This is a genomic window from Tardiphaga sp. 42S5 (genome assembly GCF_034044155.1).
Classification (GTDB): domain Bacteria; phylum Pseudomonadota; class Alphaproteobacteria; order Rhizobiales; family Xanthobacteraceae; genus Tardiphaga; species Tardiphaga robiniae.
This window is the reverse complement of record NZ_CP139027.1, coordinates 4089176-4112941: the sequence shown is the minus strand read 5'-3', so window position 1 is coordinate 4112941 and position 23766 is coordinate 4089176. Positions and strand designations below refer to the sequence as shown.

22 protein-coding genes and 1 tRNA gene are annotated in these 23766 nt (G+C 61.4%); 16 read left to right on the top strand and 7 right to left on the bottom strand.

Annotated elements, in window-relative coordinates:
* Positions 1-110: 110 nt before the first annotated feature.
* From SFY93_RS19055 to SFY93_RS19045, 3 genes are read left to right on the top strand one after another with little or no spacing between them, the layout of a single operon-like run.
* On the top strand, positions 111-1715 hold the full coding sequence (locus tag SFY93_RS19055; RefSeq protein WP_320444209.1) for a carboxyl transferase domain-containing protein: 1605 nt from the start codon (positions 111-113) through the stop codon (positions 1713-1715).
* Positions 1716-1717: 2 nt separating this feature from the next.
* Positions 1718-3730: an acetyl/propionyl/methylcrotonyl-CoA carboxylase subunit alpha gene (locus SFY93_RS19050; RefSeq protein ID WP_320444208.1), complete on the top strand. Its 2013-nt coding sequence runs from the start codon at positions 1718-1720 to the stop codon at positions 3728-3730.
* A gap of 32 nt (positions 3731-3762) precedes the next feature.
* Positions 3763-4659 (top strand): hydroxymethylglutaryl-CoA lyase, encoded by an 897-nt coding sequence (locus SFY93_RS19045; protein ID WP_320444207.1) that lies wholly within the window; start codon positions 3763-3765, stop codon positions 4657-4659.
* A 27-nt stretch (positions 4660-4686) separates the two neighbouring features.
* Here SFY93_RS19045 and dctP read toward each other — a convergent pair whose 3' ends face one another.
* Positions 4687-5709, bottom strand: coding sequence for a TRAP transporter substrate-binding protein DctP (gene dctP, locus SFY93_RS19040; protein WP_320444206.1), 1023 nt, complete (start codon positions 5707-5709; stop codon positions 4687-4689).
* 250 nt (positions 5710-5959) lie between these two features.
* On the opposite strand from dctP, the gene SFY93_RS19035 reads away from it, so the two are divergent.
* Positions 5960-6202: a pentapeptide MXKDX repeat protein gene (locus SFY93_RS19035; protein WP_320444205.1), complete on the top strand. Its 243-nt coding sequence runs from the start codon at positions 5960-5962 to the stop codon at positions 6200-6202.
* A gap of 125 nt (positions 6203-6327) precedes the next feature.
* Positions 6328-6816, top strand: a complete 489-nt coding sequence (locus SFY93_RS19030; protein WP_320444204.1) for a cupin domain-containing protein — start codon at positions 6328-6330, stop codon at positions 6814-6816.
* A 57-nt stretch (positions 6817-6873) separates the two neighbouring features.
* Here the strand turns inward: SFY93_RS19030 and SFY93_RS19025 are convergent, their stop codons facing one another.
* A complete protein-coding gene (locus SFY93_RS19025; RefSeq protein WP_093758522.1) occupies positions 6874-7215 on the bottom strand; it encodes a DUF6481 family protein in 342 nt (113 codons plus the stop codon).
* Between the two features lie 309 nt (positions 7216-7524).
* On the opposite strand from SFY93_RS19025, the gene SFY93_RS19020 reads away from it, so the two are divergent.
* The 3 genes from SFY93_RS19020 to SFY93_RS19010 all read left to right on the top strand — a co-directional run bounded on the left by SFY93_RS19020 (position 7525) and on the right by SFY93_RS19010 (position 8640).
* Positions 7525-7686, top strand: coding sequence for a hypothetical protein (locus SFY93_RS19020; RefSeq protein WP_170849668.1), 162 nt, complete (start codon positions 7525-7527; stop codon positions 7684-7686).
* A gap of 137 nt (positions 7687-7823) precedes the next feature.
* Positions 7824-8003: a hypothetical protein gene (locus SFY93_RS19015; RefSeq protein WP_089264262.1), complete on the top strand. Its 180-nt coding sequence runs from the start codon at positions 7824-7826 to the stop codon at positions 8001-8003.
* 136 nt (positions 8004-8139) lie between these two features.
* Positions 8140-8640 carry an FKBP-type peptidyl-prolyl cis-trans isomerase gene (locus SFY93_RS19010; protein ID WP_320444203.1) on the top strand — a complete coding sequence of 167 codons (501 nt, stop codon included), beginning with the start codon at positions 8140-8142 and terminating at the stop codon, positions 8638-8640.
* A 15-nt stretch (positions 8641-8655) separates the two neighbouring features.
* Here SFY93_RS19010 and SFY93_RS19005 read toward each other — a convergent pair whose 3' ends face one another.
* The 3 genes from SFY93_RS19005 to SFY93_RS18995 form a co-directional block, all read right to left on the bottom strand.
* On the bottom strand, positions 8656-9591 hold the full coding sequence (locus tag SFY93_RS19005) for a TRAP transporter substrate-binding protein (protein WP_320444202.1): 936 nt from the start codon (positions 9589-9591) through the stop codon (positions 8656-8658).
* Between the two features lie 124 nt (positions 9592-9715).
* Positions 9716-10546 (bottom strand): FkbM family methyltransferase, encoded by an 831-nt coding sequence (locus tag SFY93_RS19000; RefSeq protein WP_320444201.1) that lies wholly within the window; start codon positions 10544-10546, stop codon positions 9716-9718.
* A gap of 328 nt (positions 10547-10874) precedes the next feature.
* On the bottom strand, positions 10875-11303 hold the full coding sequence (locus SFY93_RS18995) for a DUF1801 domain-containing protein (protein WP_320444200.1): 429 nt from the start codon (positions 11301-11303) through the stop codon (positions 10875-10877).
* A 383-nt stretch (positions 11304-11686) separates the two neighbouring features.
* Here SFY93_RS18995 and SFY93_RS18990 point away from each other — a divergent pair, with 383 nt between their 5' ends.
* The 8 genes from SFY93_RS18990 (at position 11687) to SFY93_RS18955 (ending at position 22896) form a co-directional block, all read left to right on the top strand.
* Complete coding sequence (locus SFY93_RS18990; RefSeq protein WP_320444199.1) at positions 11687-12775, top strand: hypothetical protein; 1089 nt, start codon at positions 11687-11689, stop codon at positions 12773-12775.
* A gap of 40 nt (positions 12776-12815) precedes the next feature.
* A complete protein-coding gene (locus SFY93_RS18985; RefSeq protein ID WP_320444198.1) occupies positions 12816-15590 on the top strand; it encodes a xanthine dehydrogenase family protein molybdopterin-binding subunit in 2775 nt (924 codons plus the stop codon).
* Positions 15587-16117 (top strand): (2Fe-2S)-binding protein, encoded by a 531-nt coding sequence (locus SFY93_RS18980; RefSeq protein WP_089264269.1) that lies wholly within the window; start codon positions 15587-15589, stop codon positions 16115-16117. The genes SFY93_RS18985 and SFY93_RS18980 overlap by 4 nt, the downstream gene beginning before the upstream one ends.
* Positions 16114-16728: an Isoquinoline 1-oxidoreductase subunit gene (locus SFY93_RS18975; RefSeq protein ID WP_320444197.1), complete on the top strand. Its 615-nt coding sequence runs from the start codon at positions 16114-16116 to the stop codon at positions 16726-16728. The genes SFY93_RS18980 and SFY93_RS18975 overlap by 4 nt, the downstream gene beginning before the upstream one ends.
* A 224-nt stretch (positions 16729-16952) precedes the next feature.
* On the top strand, positions 16953-17681 hold the full coding sequence (locus tag SFY93_RS18970; RefSeq protein ID WP_320444196.1) for a hypothetical protein: 729 nt from the start codon (positions 16953-16955) through the stop codon (positions 17679-17681).
* Positions 17681-18595, top strand: a complete 915-nt coding sequence (locus tag SFY93_RS18965) for a ChaN family lipoprotein (RefSeq protein WP_320444195.1) — start codon at positions 17681-17683, stop codon at positions 18593-18595. Before SFY93_RS18970 ends, SFY93_RS18965 begins: the two co-directional genes overlap by 1 nt.
* A 189-nt stretch (positions 18596-18784) precedes the next feature.
* Positions 18785-21058: a TonB-dependent hemoglobin/transferrin/lactoferrin family receptor gene (locus tag SFY93_RS18960; RefSeq protein WP_320444194.1), complete on the top strand. Its 2274-nt coding sequence runs from the start codon at positions 18785-18787 to the stop codon at positions 21056-21058.
* Between the two features lie 89 nt (positions 21059-21147).
* Positions 21148-22896, top strand: a complete 1749-nt coding sequence (locus SFY93_RS18955) for an ABC transporter ATP-binding protein/permease (RefSeq protein ID WP_320444193.1) — start codon at positions 21148-21150, stop codon at positions 22894-22896.
* A 32-nt stretch (positions 22897-22928) separates the two neighbouring features.
* On the opposite strand, the gene SFY93_RS18950 is transcribed toward SFY93_RS18955, so the two are convergent.
* Together SFY93_RS18950 and SFY93_RS18945 are read right to left on the bottom strand one after the other, a co-directional pair.
* A tRNA-Arg gene (locus tag SFY93_RS18950) sits at positions 22929-23005 on the bottom strand.
* A 270-nt stretch (positions 23006-23275) separates the two neighbouring features.
* A complete protein-coding gene (locus SFY93_RS18945) occupies positions 23276-23629 on the bottom strand; it encodes a hypothetical protein (protein ID WP_320444192.1) in 354 nt (117 codons plus the stop codon).
* Positions 23630-23766 lie beyond the last annotated feature (137 nt).

The following is a 23766-nucleotide window of genomic DNA, read 5'->3' as shown; positions in this document are numbered from 1 at the left end:
CACCGAAAGTTAGGGTTGCGTCCCGCTACGACGGGATGACACCATCATGGCAGGCCCGTTGCCGGGCCGCCGTGCAAACAAGAAACAGACCCTGCAGGAAACGGAAGCCGATGTCGCTTCGCTCCACGATCGATCCCACCTCGGCCGAGTTCAAACGCAATGTCGATGTGATGAAGGCGCAGGTCGCCGAGCTCAAGGACAAGCTCGGTGCTGTCGCCGGCGGCGGCGGCAAGGCGTCCCGCGCCAAGCACACCGCGCGCGGCAAGATGCTGGCCCGCGAGCGCGTCGATCTGCTGATCGATCCCGGCACGGCCTTCCTCGAACTCTCGCCGCTGGCCGCCAACGGCCTCTATGGCGGCGATGTCCATTCCGCCAGCGTCATCACTGGCGTTGGCCGCGTGTCGGGCAGGGAGTGCATGATCGTCGCCAATGATGCGACCATCAAGGGCGGCACTTACTATCCGATGACGGTGAAGAAGCATCTGCGCGCGCAGGACATCGCGCGGCAGAACAATCTGCCGTGTATCTACATGGTGGACTCCGGCGGTGCGTTCCTGCCGCAGCAGGACGACATCTTTCCGGATGAGCGCCATTTCGGCCGCATCTTCTACAATCAGGCGCAGATGTCGGCGCAGGGCATTCCGCAGATTGCTGTCGTGATGGGCTCTTGCACCGCCGGCGGCGCCTATATGCCGGCGATGTCCGACGAGAGCATCATCGTGCGCAATCAGGGCACGATCTTCCTCGGCGGTCCGCCGCTGGTGAAGGCCGCAACCGGCGAGGTTGTCACCGCCGAAGAACTTGGCGGTGCCGATGTGCATTCGCGGCAGTCGGGTGTCACCGATCACTATGCGCAGAACGATGGCCACGCCATCGGCATCGCGCGAAAAATCGTCGCGACGCTGAAGCCACCACAGCGGGCCACACTGAACATGCAGGCGCCCCGCGATCCCGTATACGCGGCTGAAGAACTCTACGGTGTCATTCCTGCCGACGCGCGCAAACCGTTCGACATGCACGACATCATCGCGCGTATCGTCGACGGCTCCGAATTCGACGAGTTCAAGAAGCTCTACGGCACGACGCTGATCTGCGGCTTTGCGCATATCTGGGGCTTCCCGGTCGGCATCATCGCCAACAACGGCATCCTGTTCAGCGAGAGCTCGCTGAAGGGCGCGCATTTCATTGAGCTCTGCTGCCAGCGCAACATCCCGCTGGTTTTCCTGCAGAACATCACCGGCTTCATGGTCGGCAAGAAATACGAAGCCGGCGGCATTGCGCGCGATGGCGCCAAGCTGGTGACAGCTGTCGCCACGGCCAACGTCCCGAAATTCACTGTGGTGGTCGGCGGCTCCTACGGCGCCGGCAATTACGGCATGTGCGGCCGTGCCTACAGCCCGCGCTTTCTGTGGATGTGGCCCAATGCCCGTATCTCGGTGATGGGCGGTGAGCAGGCAGCGATGGTGCTGAGTCAGCTGCGCCGCGACAATATCGAAGCCAAGGGCGGCACCTGGTCGACCGAAGAGGAGGAAGCGTTTCGCAAGCCGACACGCGACCAGTTCGAGACCCAGGGCAGCCCGTATTACGCGACGGCGCGCCTCTGGGATGATGGCGTGATTGATCCCGCAGATACGCGCCTGGTGCTCGGACTTGGTTTGTCAGCGTCGGCCAATGCGCCGATCGAGCCGACGCGCTTCGGCCTGTTCAGGATGTGATGATGGCCAAAGCCGAAATTTCAAAAGCTTTATATCGCCGCTTTCGCACGCTCCTGATCGCCAATCGCGGCGAGATAGCCTGCCGCGTCATCCGCACGGCGCGCGCCATGGGCTTGCGCACCGTCGCGGTCTATTCCGAGGCAGATGCCAATGCGCTGCATGTCGCGGACGCCGACGAGGCCGTGTTGATCGGCCCGGCGCGTGCGCGCGACAGCTATCTCAATATCGAGCGCATTCTCGAAGCTGCAAAGAAGACCGGCGCCGAGGCGATCCATCCCGGCTACGGCTTTCTCTCGGAGAGCGCCGAGTTCGCGCAGGCTTGTGCCGATGCCGGCCTGATCTTCGTTGGACCTACTGCGGAGATGATCACTGCGATGGGCTCGAAGTCGGGCTCCAAGGCGCTGATGGAGAAGGCTGGCGTGCCGCTGGTGCCTGGCTTCCATGGCGAAGCGCAAGACGACGCGACACTGGCCAAAGCCGCTGACAAAATCGGCTTCCCGGTTCTGGTGAAGGCCTCAGCGGGCGGCGGCGGGCGTGGCATGCGCGTGGTTCGTTCGGCGGCCGAACTGGCTCCGGCCATTGTCAGCGCCAAGCGCGAAGCGAAGGCAGCGTTCGGCGACGACCGCATGCTGATCGAAAAATATGTCGACAATCCCCGCCACATCGAAGTGCAGATCGTCGGTGACAGCCACGGCAATCTTGTCTCGCTGTTCGAGCGCGAATGCACGCTGCAGCGCCGGCATCAGAAGGTGATCGAAGAGGCGCCTTCGCCGACGTTGAACGGCGCGCAGCGTGAGGCGGTTTGCGCGGCCGCCCGCAAGGCGGCTAGTGCGGTGAATTATGTCGGCGCCGGCACCATCGAATTCGTCTCTGACGGCAAGGACGTGTTCTTCATCGAGATGAACACGCGCTTGCAGGTCGAGCATCCGGTCACCGAACTGATCACCGGCGTTGATCTGGTCGAATGGCAGCTCCGCGTGGCGTTTGGCGAAAAGCTGCCGCTGACGCAAAGCGAGATCAAGCTCAACGGCCACGCCATCGAGGCGCGGGTTTACGCCGAGAATCCGCACAAGAATTTCATGCCCTCGGTTGGCAGGATTCGCACTTGGCGGACGCCCGCTGAGACGAACGGCTTGCGCATCGATGCCGGCTATCGCGAGAGTGACGCGGTGTCGCCGAACTACGACGCCATGCTCGCCAAGGTGATCGCCTGGGCGCCGACGCGCGATGCAGCGATCAACCGGCTCAACCGTGGGCTGGAAGAGACCGATATTCGCGGCATCGTCACCAATACGCCGTTCCTATCGGCGCTGGTCACCCATCCGGACGTGCGTGCCAACACCGTCGACACCGGTTTCATCGAGCGTGAATTAAAAGTGTTGACGCCGGACTCGGCGGCGCCTGGCGATCTCGAACTATGCGCGGCTGTCGCCGCCATCGTCTCGAACGAAGCGCAGGCAGCACGGGCCGCCGGTACCTCGCCCTGGCAGACGGCTGGTTGGATGCCGGTTGGGCGTCGCCAGCGGGTGTTCAAATTCAAGCATGGTTCGGACGAGCAGCGCGTGACGTTGAATTACGGCAGCGGTCCTGCAACGATTTCGATCGGCACTCGCGAACTGGGGTTTGAGACGGCTGCGGCCGATGACGGGCATTTCGATCTGACGCTGGACGGAGCGCGCTCGCACATTGTTTCGGTGATCGAGGGCCACGAACTCTACCTGCGTACGCGTCACGGCCGTTTCGACATGCATTGGGTCGATCCGTTCGGCGGCGACGATGAAGAGCAAGTCGGCGAGGACAAGATCGTTGCGCCGTTGCCCGGCACCGTGGTGGCGCTGCTGGCCGAGGAGGGCGCGACCCTTGAGAAGGGCGCTGCTATCCTGACCTTGGAAGTCATGAAGATGGAGCAGACCCTGCGCGCGCCGTTCGCCGGCGTGCTCAAGCGCATCAAGTGCAAGGTTGGCGATATCGTTGGAGAAGGCGTCGAGCTTGCGGAAGTCGAGCCGAGCGCCTGATCCTCTGAAAGACACGTGAGATTGAAATTGGCATGAGTGATCTGGTTCGTATCGTCGAGGTCGGTCCGCGCGACGGTTTGCAGAATGAAAAGACGCCGGTGTCGGTCGAAGACCGCATTGCCTTCGTGAAGGCGTTGGTCGGGGCTGGCCTGCATACGGTTGAGGTCGGCTCGTTCGTGTCGCCCAAGGCGATCCCCAAAATGATGGGTTCGGATCAGGTATTTCTCGGCCTGCGCGATTTGCCCGGTGAATTCCATGTGCTGGTGCCGAACGAGAAGGGCTATGAGGGCGCGAAGGCGGTCGGCGCGAAAGTCATCGCGGTGTTCGCCTCGGCCTCGGAAGGCTTTTCGCGTGCGAACATCAATTGCTCGGTCGCCGAATCCATCGAGCGCTTCAAGCCGGTGATCGAGCGCGCCAGGGCTGACGGAATCCGCGTGCGCGGTTACGTATCCTGCGTTCTCGGTTGTCCCTATGATGGCGACGTCGCGCCGCAGGCGGTCGTCGATGTCTCAAAGACGCTGTTTGATCTCGGCTGCTACGAAGTCTCGCTTGGCGACACGATCGGTGTCGGGACGCCGTCGAAGGCGCGGCAGATGCTGCGTGCCGTTGCTGGCTCGGTTCCCATGCCGAAGCTCGCGATGCACTTCCATGACACTTATGGTCAGGCGCTGGCCAATCTCTATGCCGGGATGGAAGAAGGCTGTCGCGTTGTCGACAGCGCTGCCGGCGGTCTCGGCGGCTGCCCCTATGCGCCCGGTGCGACCGGCAATGTCGGCACCGAAGATGTGGTCTACATGCTGGAAGGCATGGGGATTGCCACAGGCGTCGATATGAACAAGCTGCTCGCTGCGACCAACGCCATCAGTGCTCTGATCGGCCGCCCGCCGGTCAGCCGTGTCGCTTCGGCACTCAACGCGAAGACGCGCTGAGAGCCACCCGGTGGACGACAGGATACGTCAGGCCGGGACGTCCATTGCGAGCTTGAGGAGGTTCGCGGTGAGTGGCGTCTTGGCGACGTAGTCCTTCCACGCCGTATCGCGCGCGATATCACGCCACTTGCCGACGGTCGCAGCGTCGAGCGCGCTGACCTTGGCACCGGCCTTCTCATAGACCCTGGACACTTCGACATCGTCCTGCTGCGCGCCCGCCTTGCCGAAGGCTTCCATCTCGGCGCCGACCGAGACCAGAATATCCTGGTGTGCTTTTGGCAACTTGTCGAACACAGCCTTGGACATTAGCAGTGGCTCAAGCATGAACCAGTAGGACGCACCCGCGCCGGAGGTCAGATGCTTGGCGACTTCGCTCAGCTTGAATGAGATGAGGCTGGTCGATGACGTGATGCCGGCATCACAGGCGCCGCTCTTCATTGCTGCGTAAATTTCGTTAGACGGCATTGAGAGCACGCGTGCGCCGGCAGTCTGCAGCATCATGTTCATCTCGCGCGAACCGCCGCGTACCGTGAGCCCCTTGGCGTCCTCAGGCACAACGAGCGGGCGTGAGCGGCTAGCCACACCGCCGGCCTGCCAGACCCAGGTCAGCAGCATGATGCCCTTGTCGGCGAGAATGTCGCTCAGTGCCTTGCCGATCGGCAGGTTTTTCCAGCGCAGGCCCTGATCGTAGGTCGAGACCAGACCGGGCATTAGGCCGATATTCGCTTCCGGCAATTCATTGCCGGCATAAGGCAAGGGATAAAGGCTGAGATCGAGAGTCCCTTTGCGCATGGCGGAAAATTGCGCATCTGCCTTGATCAGCGACGAATCCGGATAAACCTCGGCAACGAGGTCGCCGCCACTCTGCTTGGCAATGGCGGCGGCGAAAGTCCGGACCAGACGGTCGCGGAAGTCGCCGTTGTCGATGGTGCCGCTGGGAAACTGGTGCGAGATCTTCAGTGTAGTCGCTGCCTGCGCCGTACCGATACCGCAACGAAGGATCGCAGGCACGGCGAGGGCCGATCCAAGGATGTGGCGGCGAGTCAGCATGCGTAACTCCTGAAAGTGTTCGTCTGGTGCCGGGCGGGACAAAATGCGCCCGCGTCCTGTTGCTCCGTCACCGCGCGTCCCTTCGTTTATACAATCCGACCCGGCGGGCAAGTGATGTTGCGTCGCACGCAATGGCTATCGGATGCATCATCAAGACTTTTTTGATGCGACGTAACAAACCGCGACCTCCGTACGTCTGGTTCATAGCGACAGACGTCGCGCTTCAGAAATGGATCCGAGGAAAAACATCATGACCATCTCCACCAGGTTCGCGCTCGGTGTGTCGACCGCTATCGTTTCGCTCAGCCTCGCGCTGGCACCTGCCGCCTTTGCTCAGGACAAGATGAGCAAGGATGACGGCATGAAGAAGGACACCATGTCGAAGGGCGATGGAATGAAGAAGGATGCCATGTCCCACGACGGTATGAAGAAGGACGATGGCATGAAGAAAGACGGCATGATGAAGAAGGAGGACGGAATGATGAAGAAGTAACGTCTTCACACGCATCGCTGTGACGGGCCCGTCCGCGCGACGGGCTTGTCATGTTGCGCTGCTCGTTGCTGGACCTGAAAACTCGGCATAGCCTCCGCGCACAAGAAAATGCCTGGGAGGCCATGATGAAAAAAGAACGACACGTCGTCGTTGCGGCGACTTGTCTGATCGCAGCAACACTGTTTCCAAGCGTGACGACATGGAGCGCCACCGATGAGATGGGCTTCGTGCGTATCAATCAGGGCGAGGAAGTCTGGAAGAACCCGTTCGGTGTTGGCGTCGAAGTCGCGACACTTTACGGAGATCCCTCAAAGCAGGGCATCTATGTGCTGCGGATCAAGTGGCCGCCCGGCATCATGAGCAAGCCGCACAAGCATCCGGAAGATCGTCACGTCGTGGTGCTGTCGGGCACCTGGTACACCGGCACGGGCGAAGCCTTCGTGCCCGAGAAATCGATCCCGATGAAGACCGGCGGCTACATGGTGCATCCCGCCGGTGCGGTGCATTGGGACGGGACACGGGAAGAGGGGGCCGTGATCCAGATCACCGGCTATGGCCCGAGCGGCAACAATTTCGTCAAACCCGACGAGCCGCAATTCGGCAAAACGAACTGACCTCGGACAATCAATTCAGGCAGCGTGCCATCGGATGATGGCACGCTGATCTCGTGCTTATTTACGCTTCTTGCGGGCGGCGTAGCGGGCGTCGCGGGCAGCTTTCTGCTGGGCTTCCAGCGCGGCCTGGGCAAGCGCGGCTTCTTCCTTCTCGCGCGCAGCCTGGACTAGAGCAGCGGCGGCTTCCTCGGCTTCGCGGGCCTTCTGGACGGCCTTCTCAGCGTCGCGGATGGCCTTGGCCTCCGCGCGTGCGACGGCGGCGGCTTCGCGCTCGGCGGCGCGCGCCTTCACGGCAGGATCATCGGGCCCCGGTGCTGCCTTGAATTTGTTCAGAATGTTCTTCTTGGCTTCGATCGCAGCCTTCTGGCGATCCGCGAAGCTGGGTTCCTTAAATGACATGAACGAGGCCTTGTCGCTTTCTTTGGTTTGGGGTGGGTCATTGTCGGGTGCGGCAGCCGGGCAAACACCCAAGCGATGGCCGAAACTCCGCTGCGGTTTACAGCCGACAGCGCGGCAACGCATCAACTATCTGCGATTTACGGCAATCTTACGCATGATTTGCCGGCAAGGAGGCCTGCGCGAGGCTGGGGCGGAGCTTGCGCCGGGGTGATCCGCGTATATCCGCAAATCCCGGGAATCGGGCATGTTTTGGTCATCCGGCGATTTGGAGCGCGCGGAGCAGGCCGCCTGCGCGGCGCGAGGACCGACATGGATGCCCAGAAGACAGCCGTCGATGCCGTGGTCATTCTGACCGGCTGTGATCGCGACATGGTGACCCACTTCATTCGCGGCCTGTATCTGGCGGGCGTTCGCGACCCCAAGCGATTGACTTTCAAAGGGCTGCAATTCGCAGCAGAAGCAGGCGCTTAGCAACATTTGTAGCCAAAATGGCCATGTTGCGGCTTTGCAGTGGCCGTGCTGCTGCCTTGAACCTGCGGTGCCCTCCGGCTGACTGATCAGGAACTTTCCGCGAAACGCGGAGTTCCTGTCGCCATCGGGAGTTATCCATGCAAGCAGCCATCGATCGCGTCATCCGCTCGTTCAGCTTCAAACATCCGGCCTCGCTCGCAGAGCCGATGTCGGATAGTCGCTCAATCCAGGCAAGCGATGAGGCGACAGAGTTGGCGACCCGGTTGCTTGAAAATTACAAGGGTCAGCTGGCCCGACGCAGCTCGAAGCCTGACTGAGGGCCGATTCAAGCATCCTCATTGAGCGATTTCCATAGATTGCGGCATCGGGATTCGGCATTGCCAGGACTTGCGTTGTGGTGCGATGAGGGGGCATGACTGCGCCGCTCGCAGACCCAACCATCCAGGAGACATGATGCGAAACTCCCAGCGTGCCGTTAGAGCCACGGCCGTCGCGCTCAGTGCGGCCATGATCGTGGCCGTGTCCGACGTCTCCCTTTCTTCCGCCATGGCGCAAGTGCCTCAAAAACAAGCGCCGCAGAAAATGGCGCCAGCCGCAGGAAAAACCATGACCACAGCTTCAGGCCTCCAGATCGAAGACACCACCGTTGGCACCGGCGCAACGCCGGCCAAGGGACAGACCTGCGTGATGCATTACACTGGCTGGCTCTATGAGAACGGCGTCAAGGGCAAGAAATTCGACTCGTCAGTCGATCGCAACGAGCCATTCGAGTTCCCGATTGGCATGTCCCGTGTCATCAAGGGCTGGGACGAAGGCGTCGCCACCATGAAGGTCGGCGGCAAGCGCACGCTGATCATTCCGCCGGATCTCGGCTATGGCGCGCGTGGTGCTGGCGGCGTGATCCCGCCAAATGCGACGTTGATCTTCGACGTCGAACTGCTCGGCGTCAAATAAGCCCGATCAAACGACCTATGCCTGCGCGATCCTGCGCAGCAACGTCCGTGACGCTTCCTCGCCGGCATAGATGTCGGCGAGGGGCGCTGCCTTCGCGATGAAGGGGGCCTTGTCCGGCTTGACGAATGTCACGCCCATCGCCTCGACCTGCAGGCGCGTTTGCGCCTCGAATGCGGTCCACAGCTTGTTCATGTGATGATAGGACAGGGCGGCGGCTTCGCGGATGATCTCCCGCTGTTTCGCCGTCATGCTGTTGAGCCGGCCGGCGCCAACCAGCAGTACATCCGGGATCATGGTGTGTTCGTCGAACGAGTAGTGCGTTGCGACTTCGGCATGTTTGCCGACGATCAGCGCCACCACGCTGTTCTCTGCACCATCGACCAATCCCGACTTCAGCGCGACATAGACATTGCTCCATGACAGCTCGATGCCTTCGGCGCCGAACAGCTGCATGAGCTTGACCATCGTCTCGGACGGCTGGATGCGGATCTTCATGCCCTTGAGATCGTCGGGATGCAGGATCGGTTTTCGGCCATAGAAGCTGCGCGCGCCGGCATCGTAGAAGGTCAAGCCGGTGAGGCCCTTCGATGTGGTCGAGCCCAGAACGTCGCTGCCGATCTCGTTGCTCGTCACTTTCAGCCAATGGGAGCGATCGCGGAAAGTAAAAGGCAGGTTGAGAACCTTATAGGCGGGATGGAAGCGCTCAAGCACGCTGGCGCTGACTTTCAGGAAATCCAGTTTGCCGGCCTGTACCTGCGACAGCAGGTCGACTTCCTGACCGAGCTGCCCGTCCGCAAACAGCGCGATGTCGAGTTCGCCCTGCGAACGCTCGCGCGCCAGATCGGCAAAGTGCTGCATGGCCGGGTGGACGGGATGGGTGGTCGGCAGGCTATGGGCGAGGCGCATCTTCAGCGGTTCGGCGCGCAGGACTGCAGGGCAGGCGACCGCCATTCCCGCAGTCAGCAAAAGTCGGCGCCGAGAAAGCATTGTCTGCCCCGTGTCCTGGCTGGAATCTGATGCAAGCGTCGGCGCGTCCCCTGCGCCGGACACCATGTTACGTCGGAACCGGAGAAGTTTAAAGTCTGCCGCCAGCTACTTTGGGGCGATTGGCCTGGAGCAGGGCGACATAGCGGTTCTTGGCATCGGGCGCGACGGCACCGCGGCTGGCGAGATGATGCACACAGTTCAGCGCCAGATCGAACGAGCCGTAGCAATGATGCGCGATCAGTGCGAGGTGCTTGAGCTGCTCGCTATCCATCGCCTCGGCCTGGATGAAATCCCGGACATAGACGATATCGGCCTCGACGAGTTGATTAATGGCAGCAGCAGGGTTGGGGCCCATCATCGGCGCGATCATCTTCTTGTTGATGGCCGCGAACATGTGCGGAATGAAGCCGAGGCTGCGCAGTTCGAGATCGATGTCGCCGAACACCGGCTGCTTCTCATAGAGCGGCACGAAGGAGACTTCGGTCTGAATGGCGACGGCCTTTGCCAGTTTACTGCGACCGTTCCTGAACACCGACAGTTCGCCACCCTGAATGTCGATCTTCAAGAGATCGATGTGCTCGATTTCGGCGATATCGTCGAGCCGCCGTGTATCGAGCGGAAGCCTGTCGACGACACGTCCGAGTTCGGTAAAATTCGGAAAGTGCGTGAGTGTTTTCGGCTCAGGCTGCAGCAGGCTGGCAAAGCCGATGCCGCGGCAGATGTTCAGCGTATGGCTGCCGCCATCGCCGACGGCATAAGGAAGATAGGTCTCAAACGCGCCCTTGCGTGTCTGCAGTTGGGCCAATGCCTGCGGATGCGGATCGAAACCGGTAACGCGGCAAAGTCCGCTTTGCAGCATCGGCTTATAGGGCGGATCGCCATCGATGGGATTGGCGCCAATATCCACGACATCGGTCATCCGTGCTGGCTGGAGCAGCGCGGATAAACCATCATCGTTGCGTCGAATAGCGCCGTGCATGCGTACCTTTCCTGCGAATGGTGCGACAATGCGTGCTTCAGCGGGCGCGATCTGTGTGTCAGAACGTCGCGCGACAATTCGGACGGTCTGGGCGCTTGCGCCGAAAATGGGGGATGGAATGAAGCACGAACAGAGAGACGACGCCGCGCGCCGCCGCCCCATCCATCATTCGCCACTGTTCTGGATTGGCGTGGTTCTGTGCCTGGCTACGATCGTCGTCTACGTGATGTCTTACGACCTGTCGTGGCCAGTCGCTAAATAACGACGCTCACGCTTTCTTTGGCTTCTTCTTTGTGGAGGTGTTCAGCGCCACCGCGGCGCGGATAAGCGCCTTCAGCGCTTTTTCGTCGAGCTTGTCGCCCTCGTGAATATCGATAGCCCGCCGGGTGTTGCCGTCGAGGCTGGAGTTGAACAGGCCTGACGGATCATCGAGCGATGCGCCTTTCGCGAAGGTCATCTTCACGACCGCCTTATAGGTCTCGCCGGTGCAGATGATCCCCGCGTATTCCCAGACCGGAACGCCGCGCCACTTCCATTCCTCGACCACGTCCGGGACAGCCTGCTTGATGACCTTTCGGACGCGAGCGAGCATCTCGCCGCGCCAGTCACCGAGCTCCGTGATCTTCGAATCGATGAGCTGAGAGGGAGAACCTGCCTCGTTGATCTCCGTCGATTTGCTGGGCGTCTTTTTTGCCATGCGCTCCCCCTTCGACGCCCGGAGCCATACAGCTCTATTAGTGGTGCTTACCTACGTGTCGTGAAAATAACCCCGCCTGTTTCGAGCGTCCAGCCTCCGCTACAGGCGAACGAAAAACCGCTACGCGCTGCGCATTCCGGATCGCGAACCAATTCCTGTGTCACGAAATTGCGTGTAACTTTGAACCACCAGCGCTTTGCGTGATTCGTAGCGTTTTTCTTATTCAGTTCAGTTGCATTCGAGAGCATTCCGCCCGTCACGGCGGGTTTGCTTTCATCAACTATGTCGCGACCATTTCTGCTGAATGGAAAGGCAGATTTTTAAGATGTGCTGCGTTAGTCGTGACAGTAGCAATCGCCAAGATGACTCGGAGGAGTCCGGATATGACGTATCGCCACGCTGTCGCTCTTGCAGCTGTCCTGTTGGGGGGCGTCGGCGCAGCCCATGCCCAGACCCTGCCATCCTATATGGCGCCGATTTCCGGGTTGACCGCGACAACACCTGCCGAGACCGCCACCAAGGACATGCTCGCGCTCAACACCGGCATGTTCGAGCTCTACGGCGACGCAGCCAAAGTCTTCCGCGCCAATATCCTCGCCAAGCATCCCGTGATCCTCGGCCTGTTCTCCGGCGCCGGCGGCAAATTCACGCTGTACCAGCCCGGCAAACCGCCGCTCGATGCGCCCTCGGTGCCCATCGTCTATCAGCTGCTGAAGTCGGTCGGCCACAGCACCATGGCACTGGCCGAGGTGGTCGGCCCCTACGTCAACAATCCCGACAACAAATCCTGGCTCGGTTCGATGAAGGCCTATCGCAGCCGCATGCAGTCGGCGCTGGATGGCCTCGATCTCACGCCGATGCAGGCCGACTGGCGCGACAACAACCGTACCATCCTGCAGAACAACCTGGCTTTCATGGACGATTGCATCGCCAAGGGCGTCATCCCCTTCGATGTGCTGGAGACATTTGGCAAGAAGCAGGCGCCGTTCCTTGCGAAGAACGTGACTTGGGCCGCGCAGACCCAGGTCAATCACTGGATGACCGTGCTGGGCGACTGGAAGAAGATGCTGGGTCCCGATTGGGACAAGGCCTATGCCGCGAGCAACACGATTTACGTGGCACGGCAGAACAACGTGCTGTTCAGCGTGCTGGCGCAGTTCTTCCCGCCGGAGGCCATCAACGATCGTCTGCTGCTGATCGAGACCGTGTCGTTCACCACCACGCAAGCCGACATGCTGGAGTCGCTGACGCGCATCATCGCCGATCGCTCGGTGGGCTCGCTGTTCTTCGGCAACTATCATCTGATGGATTATGAATTGATGGGGGGCGACGCCCGCGCTGCCATCATCGCCGAGAGCGCCAAGCGCGGCATGACGCCCTTCCTGCCGCCCGTGGTGCCGTTCGGCTCGAACCAGTGGCCGACGCTGATCACGACTGGACCCGGGCCGGCCACCATCGCCGATCTCAAGTAATCGGCGCAGCGGCGGACGGCTGTCGATCAGGGGTGGAAGCATGCGGACTTCGCGTCGCGAGTTCATGAAATGGGTATCGGCGGGCGGTATTTCGCTCAGCCTGTCGCATCTGGCTGCGGCGGAGCCGGTGGCGTTCCCGGCACGCGAGACACTGCCGGGGCGGGACAAGTTGAATCCCGCTATCGGCGGTGCCGGTCGTGTCGATGGCGTCGCCAAGGTCACCGGCTCGAAACTCTATGCGTCGGATTTCCGGGCGAATGACCTGCCGGGCTGGCCGGCCAAGACCTCGCATGCGATTTTGGTGCGCGCGCCCGATGCCACCCATGTCTATCTTGGCATGGACCTCGCGCGGCTGAGCGGGGCGCTGAAGCCTACGGTGATCGTCACCGCGGCGGATCTCGCCAGGATCAACGTCCGCGTTCCCGCCTACTATGAAGGCGATCTGTTCTGTCCCGTCGGCAAGACGCCGCTCTATATGGGCCAGCCCGTTGCGCTGCTGATCTTTGAGCAGTTCGATACCTATGACCGCGCGCGGATCGCCTTGCGCGACGGCACCTTCGTGCAGTTTGGCGAGGAGACCGGCCCGATCGTAATGCCGAATTATGCGGCGTATCGTTTCACCCGCGTTGCCGGCGCCACGCCCGATGCGCCCGATGTCTACTCGCCGGTCCTTGCCGGCTGGGTCACGCCCGGCCGTACCCAGGCGTCCGCGCTGCCGGTATGGTCCTCGACCGCGCACAAGAACGAGGCCGGTTACGAGAAGGCTGCGGTCTATGGCGACCAGATCCGTGCCGAGATCGCCGCCAGCGAGTCTTCGGCTCTGGTGCTGGACCGCACCTTCGATACGCAGTCTGTCGATCCGATGTTTATGGAGCCGGAATGCGGGCTGGGCTGGTACAGCGCAAAAGACAAGGCGCTCGAACTGGTGCTGGGCGTGCAGTCGCCGTATGAAGCGGCGGAATCAATCGCGTTTCTGCTTGGCGAAACCAAGGCGCCGTTCAAGCCGAGTGCGATCAACGCGCAATTCGCCTATGTGGGGGGCGGTTTCGGCGGGCGCGACCATACGCCATTCATTTTCTATGTGACGCTGGCGGCGATATTCTTCCCGGACCGTCCGGTGCGGCTGGCGCACGATCGGTATCAGCAATTTCAGGCTGGCATCAAACGCCACGCCATCAAGATGCGCTCGCGCATGTCTGTCGATCGCGCCTCTGGCAAGATCATGGCCTTCGCCGCCGATCACGTGCTCGATGGTGGTGGTCTCGCCAATTTCTCGGCCAATGTCGCCACCTGCGCCGCAACGGCCGCGATTGGTATCTATGACGTGCCGAAGGTCGATGTGACGACTGTGGCAGAGCATACCCGCGGCGTGACCGCGGGCTCGATGCGCGGCTATGGTTCGCTGCAGACCATGACCGCGCTGGAAGTTCTGATCGACGAGGCGGCGCTTGCGCTGAAGCTCGATCCCATCGACTTCCGGCGACGCAATGCCCTGAAACAGGATGGCCGCACCATGACCGGCAATCCCTATATCGTCTCTGTGCGGAGCTTAGAGGTTCTCGACAAGCTCGAGCAGCACGCGATCTGGCAGCAACGAGCTGCAGAGAAGGCGCGCGCGGCCAGTGGCATACTGGTCGGCACCGGCGTCGCCTGTGTGACCAAGGACTACGGCACCGGCGGCGATAGTTCTAACGGTCGCGTTGAACTCAGCCCCGACGGCAGGATCGCGATTTTCTGCGACCATGTCGAGATGGGCAACGGCATCGGCACGGCGCTGGCCAATCGCGTCGCATTGCATCTCGGCAGCATCGCTGACGAGGTGGCGGTGTCGCAGGTCGGCGTGTTCGATGCGCTGGAGCTGGTGACCTCCGGCGATTGCTACACCATGGACCAGAAGACCCAGGACAAGGCCGAGAAGGATCCGCGCTGGGTGCCGTCGATCAGTTCGGCCACGTCAGCCTCCATCGGAGCCCATGTCGGTACCCATGCCGCGGCGGAAGCTGCGCGGGTGATCTTCCGCTTCGGTCTGTGGCCGGCGGCGCTGGCGCTATGGAATATCGGCCCGCGCGATCCACGCGCCAAGGACTTTGCCAAGGCGCAGTGGAAGGGCGGACAGCTCACGATGGCGGGCCTGCCGTCGCTGCCGTTGGACAAACTCGCCGCCGCGGCCCATGCACGCAATCTGGTCACCGGCGCCGTGGCGCACGGGTTCTCGCGCTGGTCGTGGGCACGCGCACGTTTCCCCATTAACGGCGAGCAGTATCGCGCCGAGATCGACGGGCTCGCGCTGCGTCGTAGCGCCGGCAAATTCACGCGCATCAACCGTGCCAGCGTGTTGTTCCCGCCAACCGATAACAACCGGATGGGCACGGCCTATACAGCGGCATGCGGTGCAACAGTCCGGGTCGAGATCGAGAAAGCGACCGGCATGCTGCGCATCGCCAAAGCCTATACCGCATTCGAATGCGGGCAGGCGCTGGTGCCGGAGGTCGTGATTGGCCAGGCACAAGGCGGCTTCGCCATGGGCGTCGGTTACGCACTGCTGGAAACGCTGCCGCCGTTTGAGGGCGGACCCGGCAACGGGCAATGGAATCTCGGTCAATATCTGGTGGCCAGGGGATCAGACCTGTCGCTGCGCGACGTCGAGATTGAGCTGATGCCGCCGCTGACACCGGACGAATTGCCGAAGGGCATGGCCGAGGTGGTGATGATTCCCATCGTACCGGCATTGCTCAACGCCATCCATGACGCCATCGGTCACCGCTTCGCGGCGCTGCCGGTGACACAGGCCATGCTCAAGGGAGCGCTCGCGTGACGACACTGGGCATCACCATCAACGGACAGGTCCATGCGCCCACCGAGGTGCGCGACGATCTCTCCATGAACGACTTCCTGCGCGAATATCTGGGCATGACCGGCACCAAATTCGGCTGCGGCGCCGCGCAGTGCCTGAGCTGTGTCGTGATTGTCGACGAGCCCGACGGCACCTGCCACACCAATCCGACCTGCGTGACCTCAGCGGCAAGCTTCCACGGCAAGACCATCCGCACGGTCGAGGGCCACGCCAAGAACGGCGAGCTGTCGCCGTTGCAGAAGGCCTTCATCAGGCATTTCGCGTTCCAGTGCGGTTACTGTACCGCCGGTTTTCTCAATGAAGGGCAGGTGCTGCTCGAGCAACTGGCCAGGACGCCTGTGCCGCGCGCGGGCCTTGAAGAGAGGATCGCCGAGGCGCTTGACGGGCATCTGTGTCGCTGCACCGGCTACTTCAAGTATCATGAGGCCGTGCTCGATGTGATCCTCAGCGACGCGAAGCGCTATCTTATTCAGGAGCCGCGCGGATGAGAGCCGAGACGCGCGTCAAGACTCTGGTTGTCGCCGCGACGCTCGGGATGAGCATGCTCACGGCCTATGCCGCCGGGCAGGGCGCGTCGAAAGGGCTGGCGAGCCCGGAGAGTTTCAATGGCATCGCCGATATCAATGCACGCTCGGCGGCGATCTTCACCGAACTCGGCAAGGTGCTGACGCATCCGCGCTGCGTGAACTGCCATCCCGCCGGCGACATGCCGCGGCAGGGCGATGCGCGCCGTTTGCATCAGCCGCCGGTGACGCGTGGGTCCGATGGCCACGGCACCGCGGCGATGCGCTGCAACTCCTGTCACAAGGATGCCAATTTCGAACCCGGCCGCATCCCCGGTCATCACGAATGGCATCTCGCGCCGCGCGAGATGGCATGGGAAGGCAAGACTGTTGCCGAAATCTGCGCGCAGATCAAAGACCCCGCACGCAACGGCGGCCGCAAGGTCGAGGATCTCATCGATCATATCGCCAAGGACACGCTGGTCGGCTGGGCCTGGGCGCCGGGTTACGGACGTACGCCAGCGCCGGGCACGCAGGCTGAAGCGGGCGCTCTCGTGGAAGCCTGGGCGAAGACCGGCGCGGCGTGTCCGGGCTGAGACAATCGGGAGCTCGCGTGTTCGCAAATGACGTCGCAATGATGATCATGCGCACTGCCATTTTGTCGCAGGCGTAAAATAGTTTTGATAGTTAGCATTCTTCCAAATCTAAGTCGGTTTGTGGAATTTCTCCAATGCGAGAGCTGAAGCGTCTCGGCGTGTAGACGCGCGTTGTTCCGTGCTGCAGAGACGACGTAATCGCGATTACGCGTCTTGGAAAGATCATGGACCAGCAAGCAGACCTTCGCCGCCAGCTCTTGGCGCCACCCCTCAACGTGTTCAGCCGCCTGCCATTGCTTGGCCGCATCATGATCGCGGTACGCGACGATGACGTGGTGCTCGAACGCATCGGTGTCGTGCAGAAACTCGAACGTGACGGCACCATGATGTTCTGCGTCGGTCCTGCACATGACAGCGAAATCAACCTGAACAACTTGTCGCAGGTCGTCGTCGACTATTCGAGCAAGATGAAGGACAAAGTCCTGCCGCGGATAGAATTTCAGGAACCGACCGGCAAGATCGTGTTCAGCGTAGTGGGCCTCGAAGGCGTCGAGCCGTTCGATACCGCACTCAAGGCTTTCGAAGGCGTTGCCATCGAACCGCTGGTGAAGCCGGCGTTGGAGTCTGCGCCTGCGACACTGGATGCGGATGATGTTGGCCTGCAACCGCTCAAGGCCGCGCGCGCGGCCGAAGCCGAGATCACGATCGAGATGCGTCGGCCGGGCGTGACGCAGCGCTGGCACGGGCTCGTTCCCGAGATCAATCCGGCCATGGGCTACGTCAACATCATCACATCGGACTTCCATCTCCATTTGCGCGGCGGCGGCGTCACGGCGTGGAAGCGAAGCGATGTCGCCGCTGACGGTACTGTCGAACTCGTGGCGATCGGCCCCGGCGACAAATCGCTCGGCCTGTTCCTGCGGGGTCCCGCCACGGCATTCGGAGCTGCGTGATGCGCGATCACCCGCGCGCGACCTGGCTCGATCCGACCAGTGGCGAGCATCTCGACGAGCGCGCGCTGCTCGCCGAGATGGCAACGCGGCAGGTGGTGCTTCTCGGCGAGACTCACACGGTTGCAGAAATCCATCGCTGGCAACTGCACGTCGCCACGGTGCTGCGTTTTCTCCGCCCGAATATCGCCGTCGGCTTCGAGATGTTTCCGCGCCGCGTACAGGCCGTGCTCGACGAATGGGTCGATGGAGAGCTCGGCACGGACGCGTTTCTCGACAAGGTCGAGTGGGGCACCGTTTGGGGCTTTGACGCGCAGCTCTATCTGCCGCTGTTTCACTTCTGCCGGCAGCATCGCGTGAAGATGCTGGCGCTAAACTGTCATCGCCCGCTGGTGACGCGCGTCGGTAAGGAAGGGTGGGATGCTATCCCCGAAAACGAGCGCGATGGCCTGACGCCATCGGCGGAAGCAACGCCTGCCTATCGGCAGTATCTCGCCAATCTCGGTCTCGGTCGTGGCCCCGTCGCCGACGGCGCTGCCGCGCCGCCATCTTCAGCAACGGATCGTTTCGTTCGCGCGCAGCAGACTTGGGACCGTGCCTTCGCCTGCAGCATTGCGCGGGCATTGCAGCAGCCGGAGCCGGAGCCGCCACTGGTGATCGGCATCATCGGGCGCGGCCATCTCGAATATGGCCACGGTACGCCATATCAGCTCGCTGATCTCGGTGTGACGTCGACGGGTGTGCTGTTGCCGACGACGTCCGCACAAATCGACGTCTCACATGCATCAGGAATTTCCGACGCAGTCTTCCGGCTCGATGAACCGGATCCCGAAGCGCCGATGCCGGCGAAAATGCTGAAGGCCATTGAAGAGCACAAGGCCAGAGTAGCAGCAGAGGCGAAAGTAGAATTACAATAATTAAAAGTAATATCGATGTTCTTAAATGTATTCTTTCTTCGAGGAGGCGATTTTAGGACTTTATTGAGGCGATATAATTGACTCGAATACATTAAGAAACGAAACGGTCCTCAGCGAGTACATGAAAATGCTAGGGACACTATGACCGGGACTATCCGCCGAAGGGCGACCGCCGCGCGCAGCACGACCATGCTCGCACTTGCACTTCCCATCGTGCTCATGGGCGCAGCTCATGGCCAGACCGCCGACGAGAAGAAGCGTCAGGAAGCCGCGGATCGGATTGCTGCCAGCTACGGTGTGTCGCTCGATCCGATCAGCGTCTATGCCGATCGTAACGCACGGAACGTCTTGAACCTGGCTCAGAACGTCACGGTGATCGGACGCAAGGAGCTCGACGATCGCATGGTCCGCGACGTGCAGGACCTGGTTCATTACGAGCCAGGCATTTCGGTCGCCAAAGTGACCTCATCAACCGATCCATTCGGCAATCTCGCCGGCTTCACGATCCGTGGCGTCTCGAACAACCGCGTTCAAATGCTCGTTGACGGCACGCGTGTCATCGAGAGCATTGTCGACGGTAACCGCGACTTCATCGATATGTCGAACTTGAAGGCCGTAGAAATCATGCGCGGTCCGGCCGGCGTGATGTGGGGCGCGGACGCGCTGGGCGGCGTGGTGGCCTTCGTCACCAAGGACCCCGAGGACTACCTGAAGGGCCGCAATTTTGGTGGTCAGCTCGATACGAATTACGATTCATACGACAAGAGCTGGGTGAAGACGGGCACGACCGCGTTTCGTTTCGGCGACTTCGCTGCCATGATCAGCGCCTCGCAGCGCAGCTATAGCGAGGGCACGCTGTCCAAGGCACGCGCCGACGGCGGCATCTATGGATGTCCACGTCCGGCGGCAGCTATTCGCTGTAATCAGCTGAACCCGCTGGATGGCGATGATGTGAGCGTGCTCAACAAACTGGTCTGGACACCCGACAATCAGAACGAAGTGAAGTTTACGGCAGATTTCCTTAGGAAGAGTGCCACCGTCGATCAACGGTTGGATCTCGGGCTGCAGTCGACCGGCATCACCAATCTGAGTTACATCCGAAACCAGATCCAGAGCCGCGAGCGCTATACGCTCGCGCACAAGTACACCCCGAACGCAGGTTGGATCGACCAGATCAAATGGCAGGTCTCGCATTCGGATCAGGAGCGCGACTTCACTGGCGTTCGCCAGCGCCGTCTCGCCAACGGCCAGCTAGATCGGCTGGACTTCCTGTTGGACTACAAGGAACAGTTCACCGAGGGCGATATCCAGTTCAATTCGTCCTTCAACACGCCATGGGCGCGTCACGCTTTCACTTATGGCGTCTATGCCAGCGTTGCCGAGACCGATTACCAACGACGTGACACGACAACGAACCTGACCACCAACATAACTACCGTTGCGAACGCCGGAGGCTTCAATTTCGCCGATGCGACCACAACCCGCGTCGATGGCTTCATCCAGGACGAAATATCGCTGCTCAACAATCGCTGGATCCTGACACCCGGCGTCCGTTACGCCACTTACGAGCTCGATCCGCGGCCAAATCCGTTCTATCGCGCGGTGGCGGGTAAGGAACCACGCGACGTCCAGAGTGAAAAGCTGGTGAAGCAGTTCGGCTCAGTGTTCAAGCTGGATGAGAACTTCTCGCTGGTCGGTCGCTATGCCGAGGGTTTCAAGATGCCGACGTCGCAGCAGTTGTATACGTCGCTGCCTGGTGGTGCCGGCACCAATATGGATCTGGTTCCGAATCCCGGTTTGCGTCCCGAAGAGGTCAAGAGTTACGAGATCGGTCTGCGCGGCCAGTTCACGCAGGGCTATTTCACGGCCACGGTGTTCAAGTCGGACTACACGGATTTCATCCAGAATTTCGTCAATACGCCGAGCACCAACTTCCCCGGCCTGTTCGACCTGACCTATGCCAACCTTTCGAAGGTGAATCTGCTGGGCTTCGAATTCGCCACCGAATATCACTTCACCGACTACTGGAGTGCGAACCTCTCGGTAGCCTATACCCAAGGCACACAGAAGGCGACTGCCACCAGCGCAGAAACTGCGTTCGATGGTACCACGCCGTTCTCCGGCGTGATGGGTGTGCGCTATAATGATCGGCCGAACGGCTTCGATGCACAGCTGATCTCGACCTGGTCCGCCGGTGCGTTGTCACGCAGCGATCCGACCTACTACCGGCCCGACAGCTACATCGTGTTCGATGCGATCGTTGGTTACAAGCCGCAGATCGCACCAGGCCTGACGCTGCGCGCATCGGTGCTGAATATCGGCGACGCCCGTTATTTCCCTTCGCTTGCGGGAACGACCACTTATACCAACACGGCAACCGCTGCCGTGGCGATGGCCAATCCGATCGAACTGCGGACCGCACCAGGGCGGACTTTTAAAGTCGGCGCCAGCTACGCGTTCTGATCGCGTCGGGCACATGAAATCAGCCGGAGCCGGGCACTAGTTCGGCTCCGGCTTCTGCTGTTGAACAGAGATAACGACAGGCCATCATCATGCGCGCAATCATCCATCAGATCTGGCGGTTCGTCTGGATCGCGGCGACCGGGCCGGGGAGTGGCTTCAGCCTGATGTTGCTGGTCGTCATCGTCGCCTGCCAGCTTGCGATCATTCAAGTCACGTTGCGGCAGGTGCAGTGGAGCGCCGACTTCTTCAATGCGCTGCAGAAGATAGATGGGCAGGCTGCGATCACCCAGATCGGCGTGTTCGCCGTTCTCGTCGGAATTTCTGCCAGCCTCTATCTCATCGCCAAATACTGCAAGCGGAGGCTGCAGTTTCGCTGGCGGCAAAGGCTGTCCGACACGCTGCTGGAGCGTTGGACGACCAACAAGGCGCATTGGTTTCTGCATCCAAGCCTTGGCGGTCATGCCAAGGTCGATAATCCGGATCAGCGCATTGCCGAAGATTGCAATATGTTCGCCGAGGCGATCCTGGGCAGCAAGGACGATATCCGTGCCGGTGTCCTGGATTTCATGATGAGCCTGATCGGGCTCGTGTCCTACGTCATGCTGCTCTGGCAGTTGTCGACCTTTGCGCTGCAGTTCTCGCTATGGGGCGTCGGGATCGAAATCCCGCGCTACATGGTCTGGGCCGCTCCGATCTACGTGGCACTGGCGACCACATTGACCCATGTTCTCGGGCGGCAACTGCCTGGTTTGTTGATGAATGAGCAGCGGCGAGAGGCCGATTTTCGGTTTGCGCTCGTCCATATGCGCGAGAATGCATCGGCCATTGCACTCTCAGACGGCGAGACGGCGGAGCGACGCATGCTCGCCGACAGGTTCAACGACGTGGTGAGTGTCTGGCATCAGGTGATCCGTCGCGAGTTCATCTACGGCCTGTTTACGCGGCCTTATTTCCAGAGTGTGCTGCGGATTCCAACGTTTCTGGCATTGCCGGCCTTTCTGGCTGGCAAGATCACGTTGGGAGGACTGACCCAACTCGCTGCCGCCTTTACCAACGTCGTCACGACGCTGTCCTGGTTCATCTTCAGTTATAAGTTTATCTCCGACCTTGTGGCGACGACGCGGCGTCTGCAGGGCTTCATGGATGCCATGGACGGCGCAGCGCCGGAGCCACATGCGCTGCGCCGCGAGCGATCCGGCGACAGCAGCTTGCAGATCCGCGGTCTCGGTATCCGCGCCCCGGACGGCCGTATGCTGGTTGAACTCCCGAACCTCTCGGTCGCGCGCGGGGAGACTGTCTGGCTCAGCGGCGCCTCAGGTCTTGGCAAGAGTACGCTGATCAAGGCGCTGGCCGGGCTGTGGCCGCATGCGGAAGGACTGGTGACGTTGCCGTCGGGCAAGCTCGCCTTCATGCCACAGCAGGTCTACATGCCGCTGTGTTCCCTGATGGATGCCGCGGTCTATCCCGCCGATCCTGGCAGCGTGCCGCGTGAGACCGTGGAGCGGCTGCTGCGCGGGGTCGGCCTCGGTCCGCGTCTCGACGCCGGGGACCACCGTGCCAGTGGCCTGTCGGTCGGGGAGCAGCAGCGTCTGGCGCTGGTGCGCCTGATGGTCAGCAAGCCTGACTGGATCTTTGCCGACGAGGCGACGAGTGCGCTGGATGCGGAATCCGAACGCATCGTCATGGCGCTGCTGCGCAGCGAATTGCCGGACGCCACACTCGTGATGGTGGCCCATCGCGAGCCGCACGGCTTTGCAGGCATCCGGCGCGTCGTGCTGGACACTCTTTCTGACGACGGCGCTATGGGGCCGAATAGAGGTGTTTTGCGACTGGCTTGACCGTCAGCGCGCGTCGCCAGCCTGCGCGAGGATGGCGATCCCAGCAGGATTCGAACCTGCAACCCACGGAGTAGAAATCCGTTACTCTATCCAGTTGAGCTATGGGACCGGCGCGTCGTCATATCATCGTCGGTATGGCTTGGACAGACCGGGTGAATTGGCCGGATTCGGACACGGTTTTCAAGCGTTTGGGCGGTTGGTGAGCTGGCCTTTCTCTTGCTGATTGAGCGGTGAACCCGCGATTTCAGCCAGAAAGTGTGCCGACTTGATCCGCTTTTCGTCCCAAAACCGAACGTCCGTCTGTGCCTCTGACGTCGCTTCGATTCCTGTCCCGTTCGGGGATTGTCGCGTGGCGTCGCTGTTGCCGGACTGGCGCGCCCTAAGGCTTCGACGGCGGGGGCCGCGATGGTGGCTTGCCGTCCTTGCCATTGTCATCGGAGATGCCGCGCTGGCCGGGATCGCCTGGCTCGCCGTCGACGTCATCCTCAAATAGCTGCTCCGGGAAGCCGTATTGCCTGGTTACGAAACGGCCGGCCATATAGGAGATCTGGCACGCGATCAGACATCCCGTCGTGACCGCCACACCGCCCAGCGCCGGAAATCCCTGGCCCCATGTCACGGCGGCGGACAGGACAGCGACCAGCACGGTCGTCACGACAATGACCCATACGGGGCCGACGAGTCCGACGGCGAGGCCCGCCAGTGAACTTGTCGCCAAAAGAAGTTCGATCATGATGCGATGCGCCCAGAACGACCGAGCGGGCGGGCGATCGCCGTGATCATCCGGTGCCGCAAGGCACACCCATCTGACCGCAGCTGGAAGACTTGGGTACCCGTGATCTCGCGTCGTCCCCAACAGGCTGCTTTTAG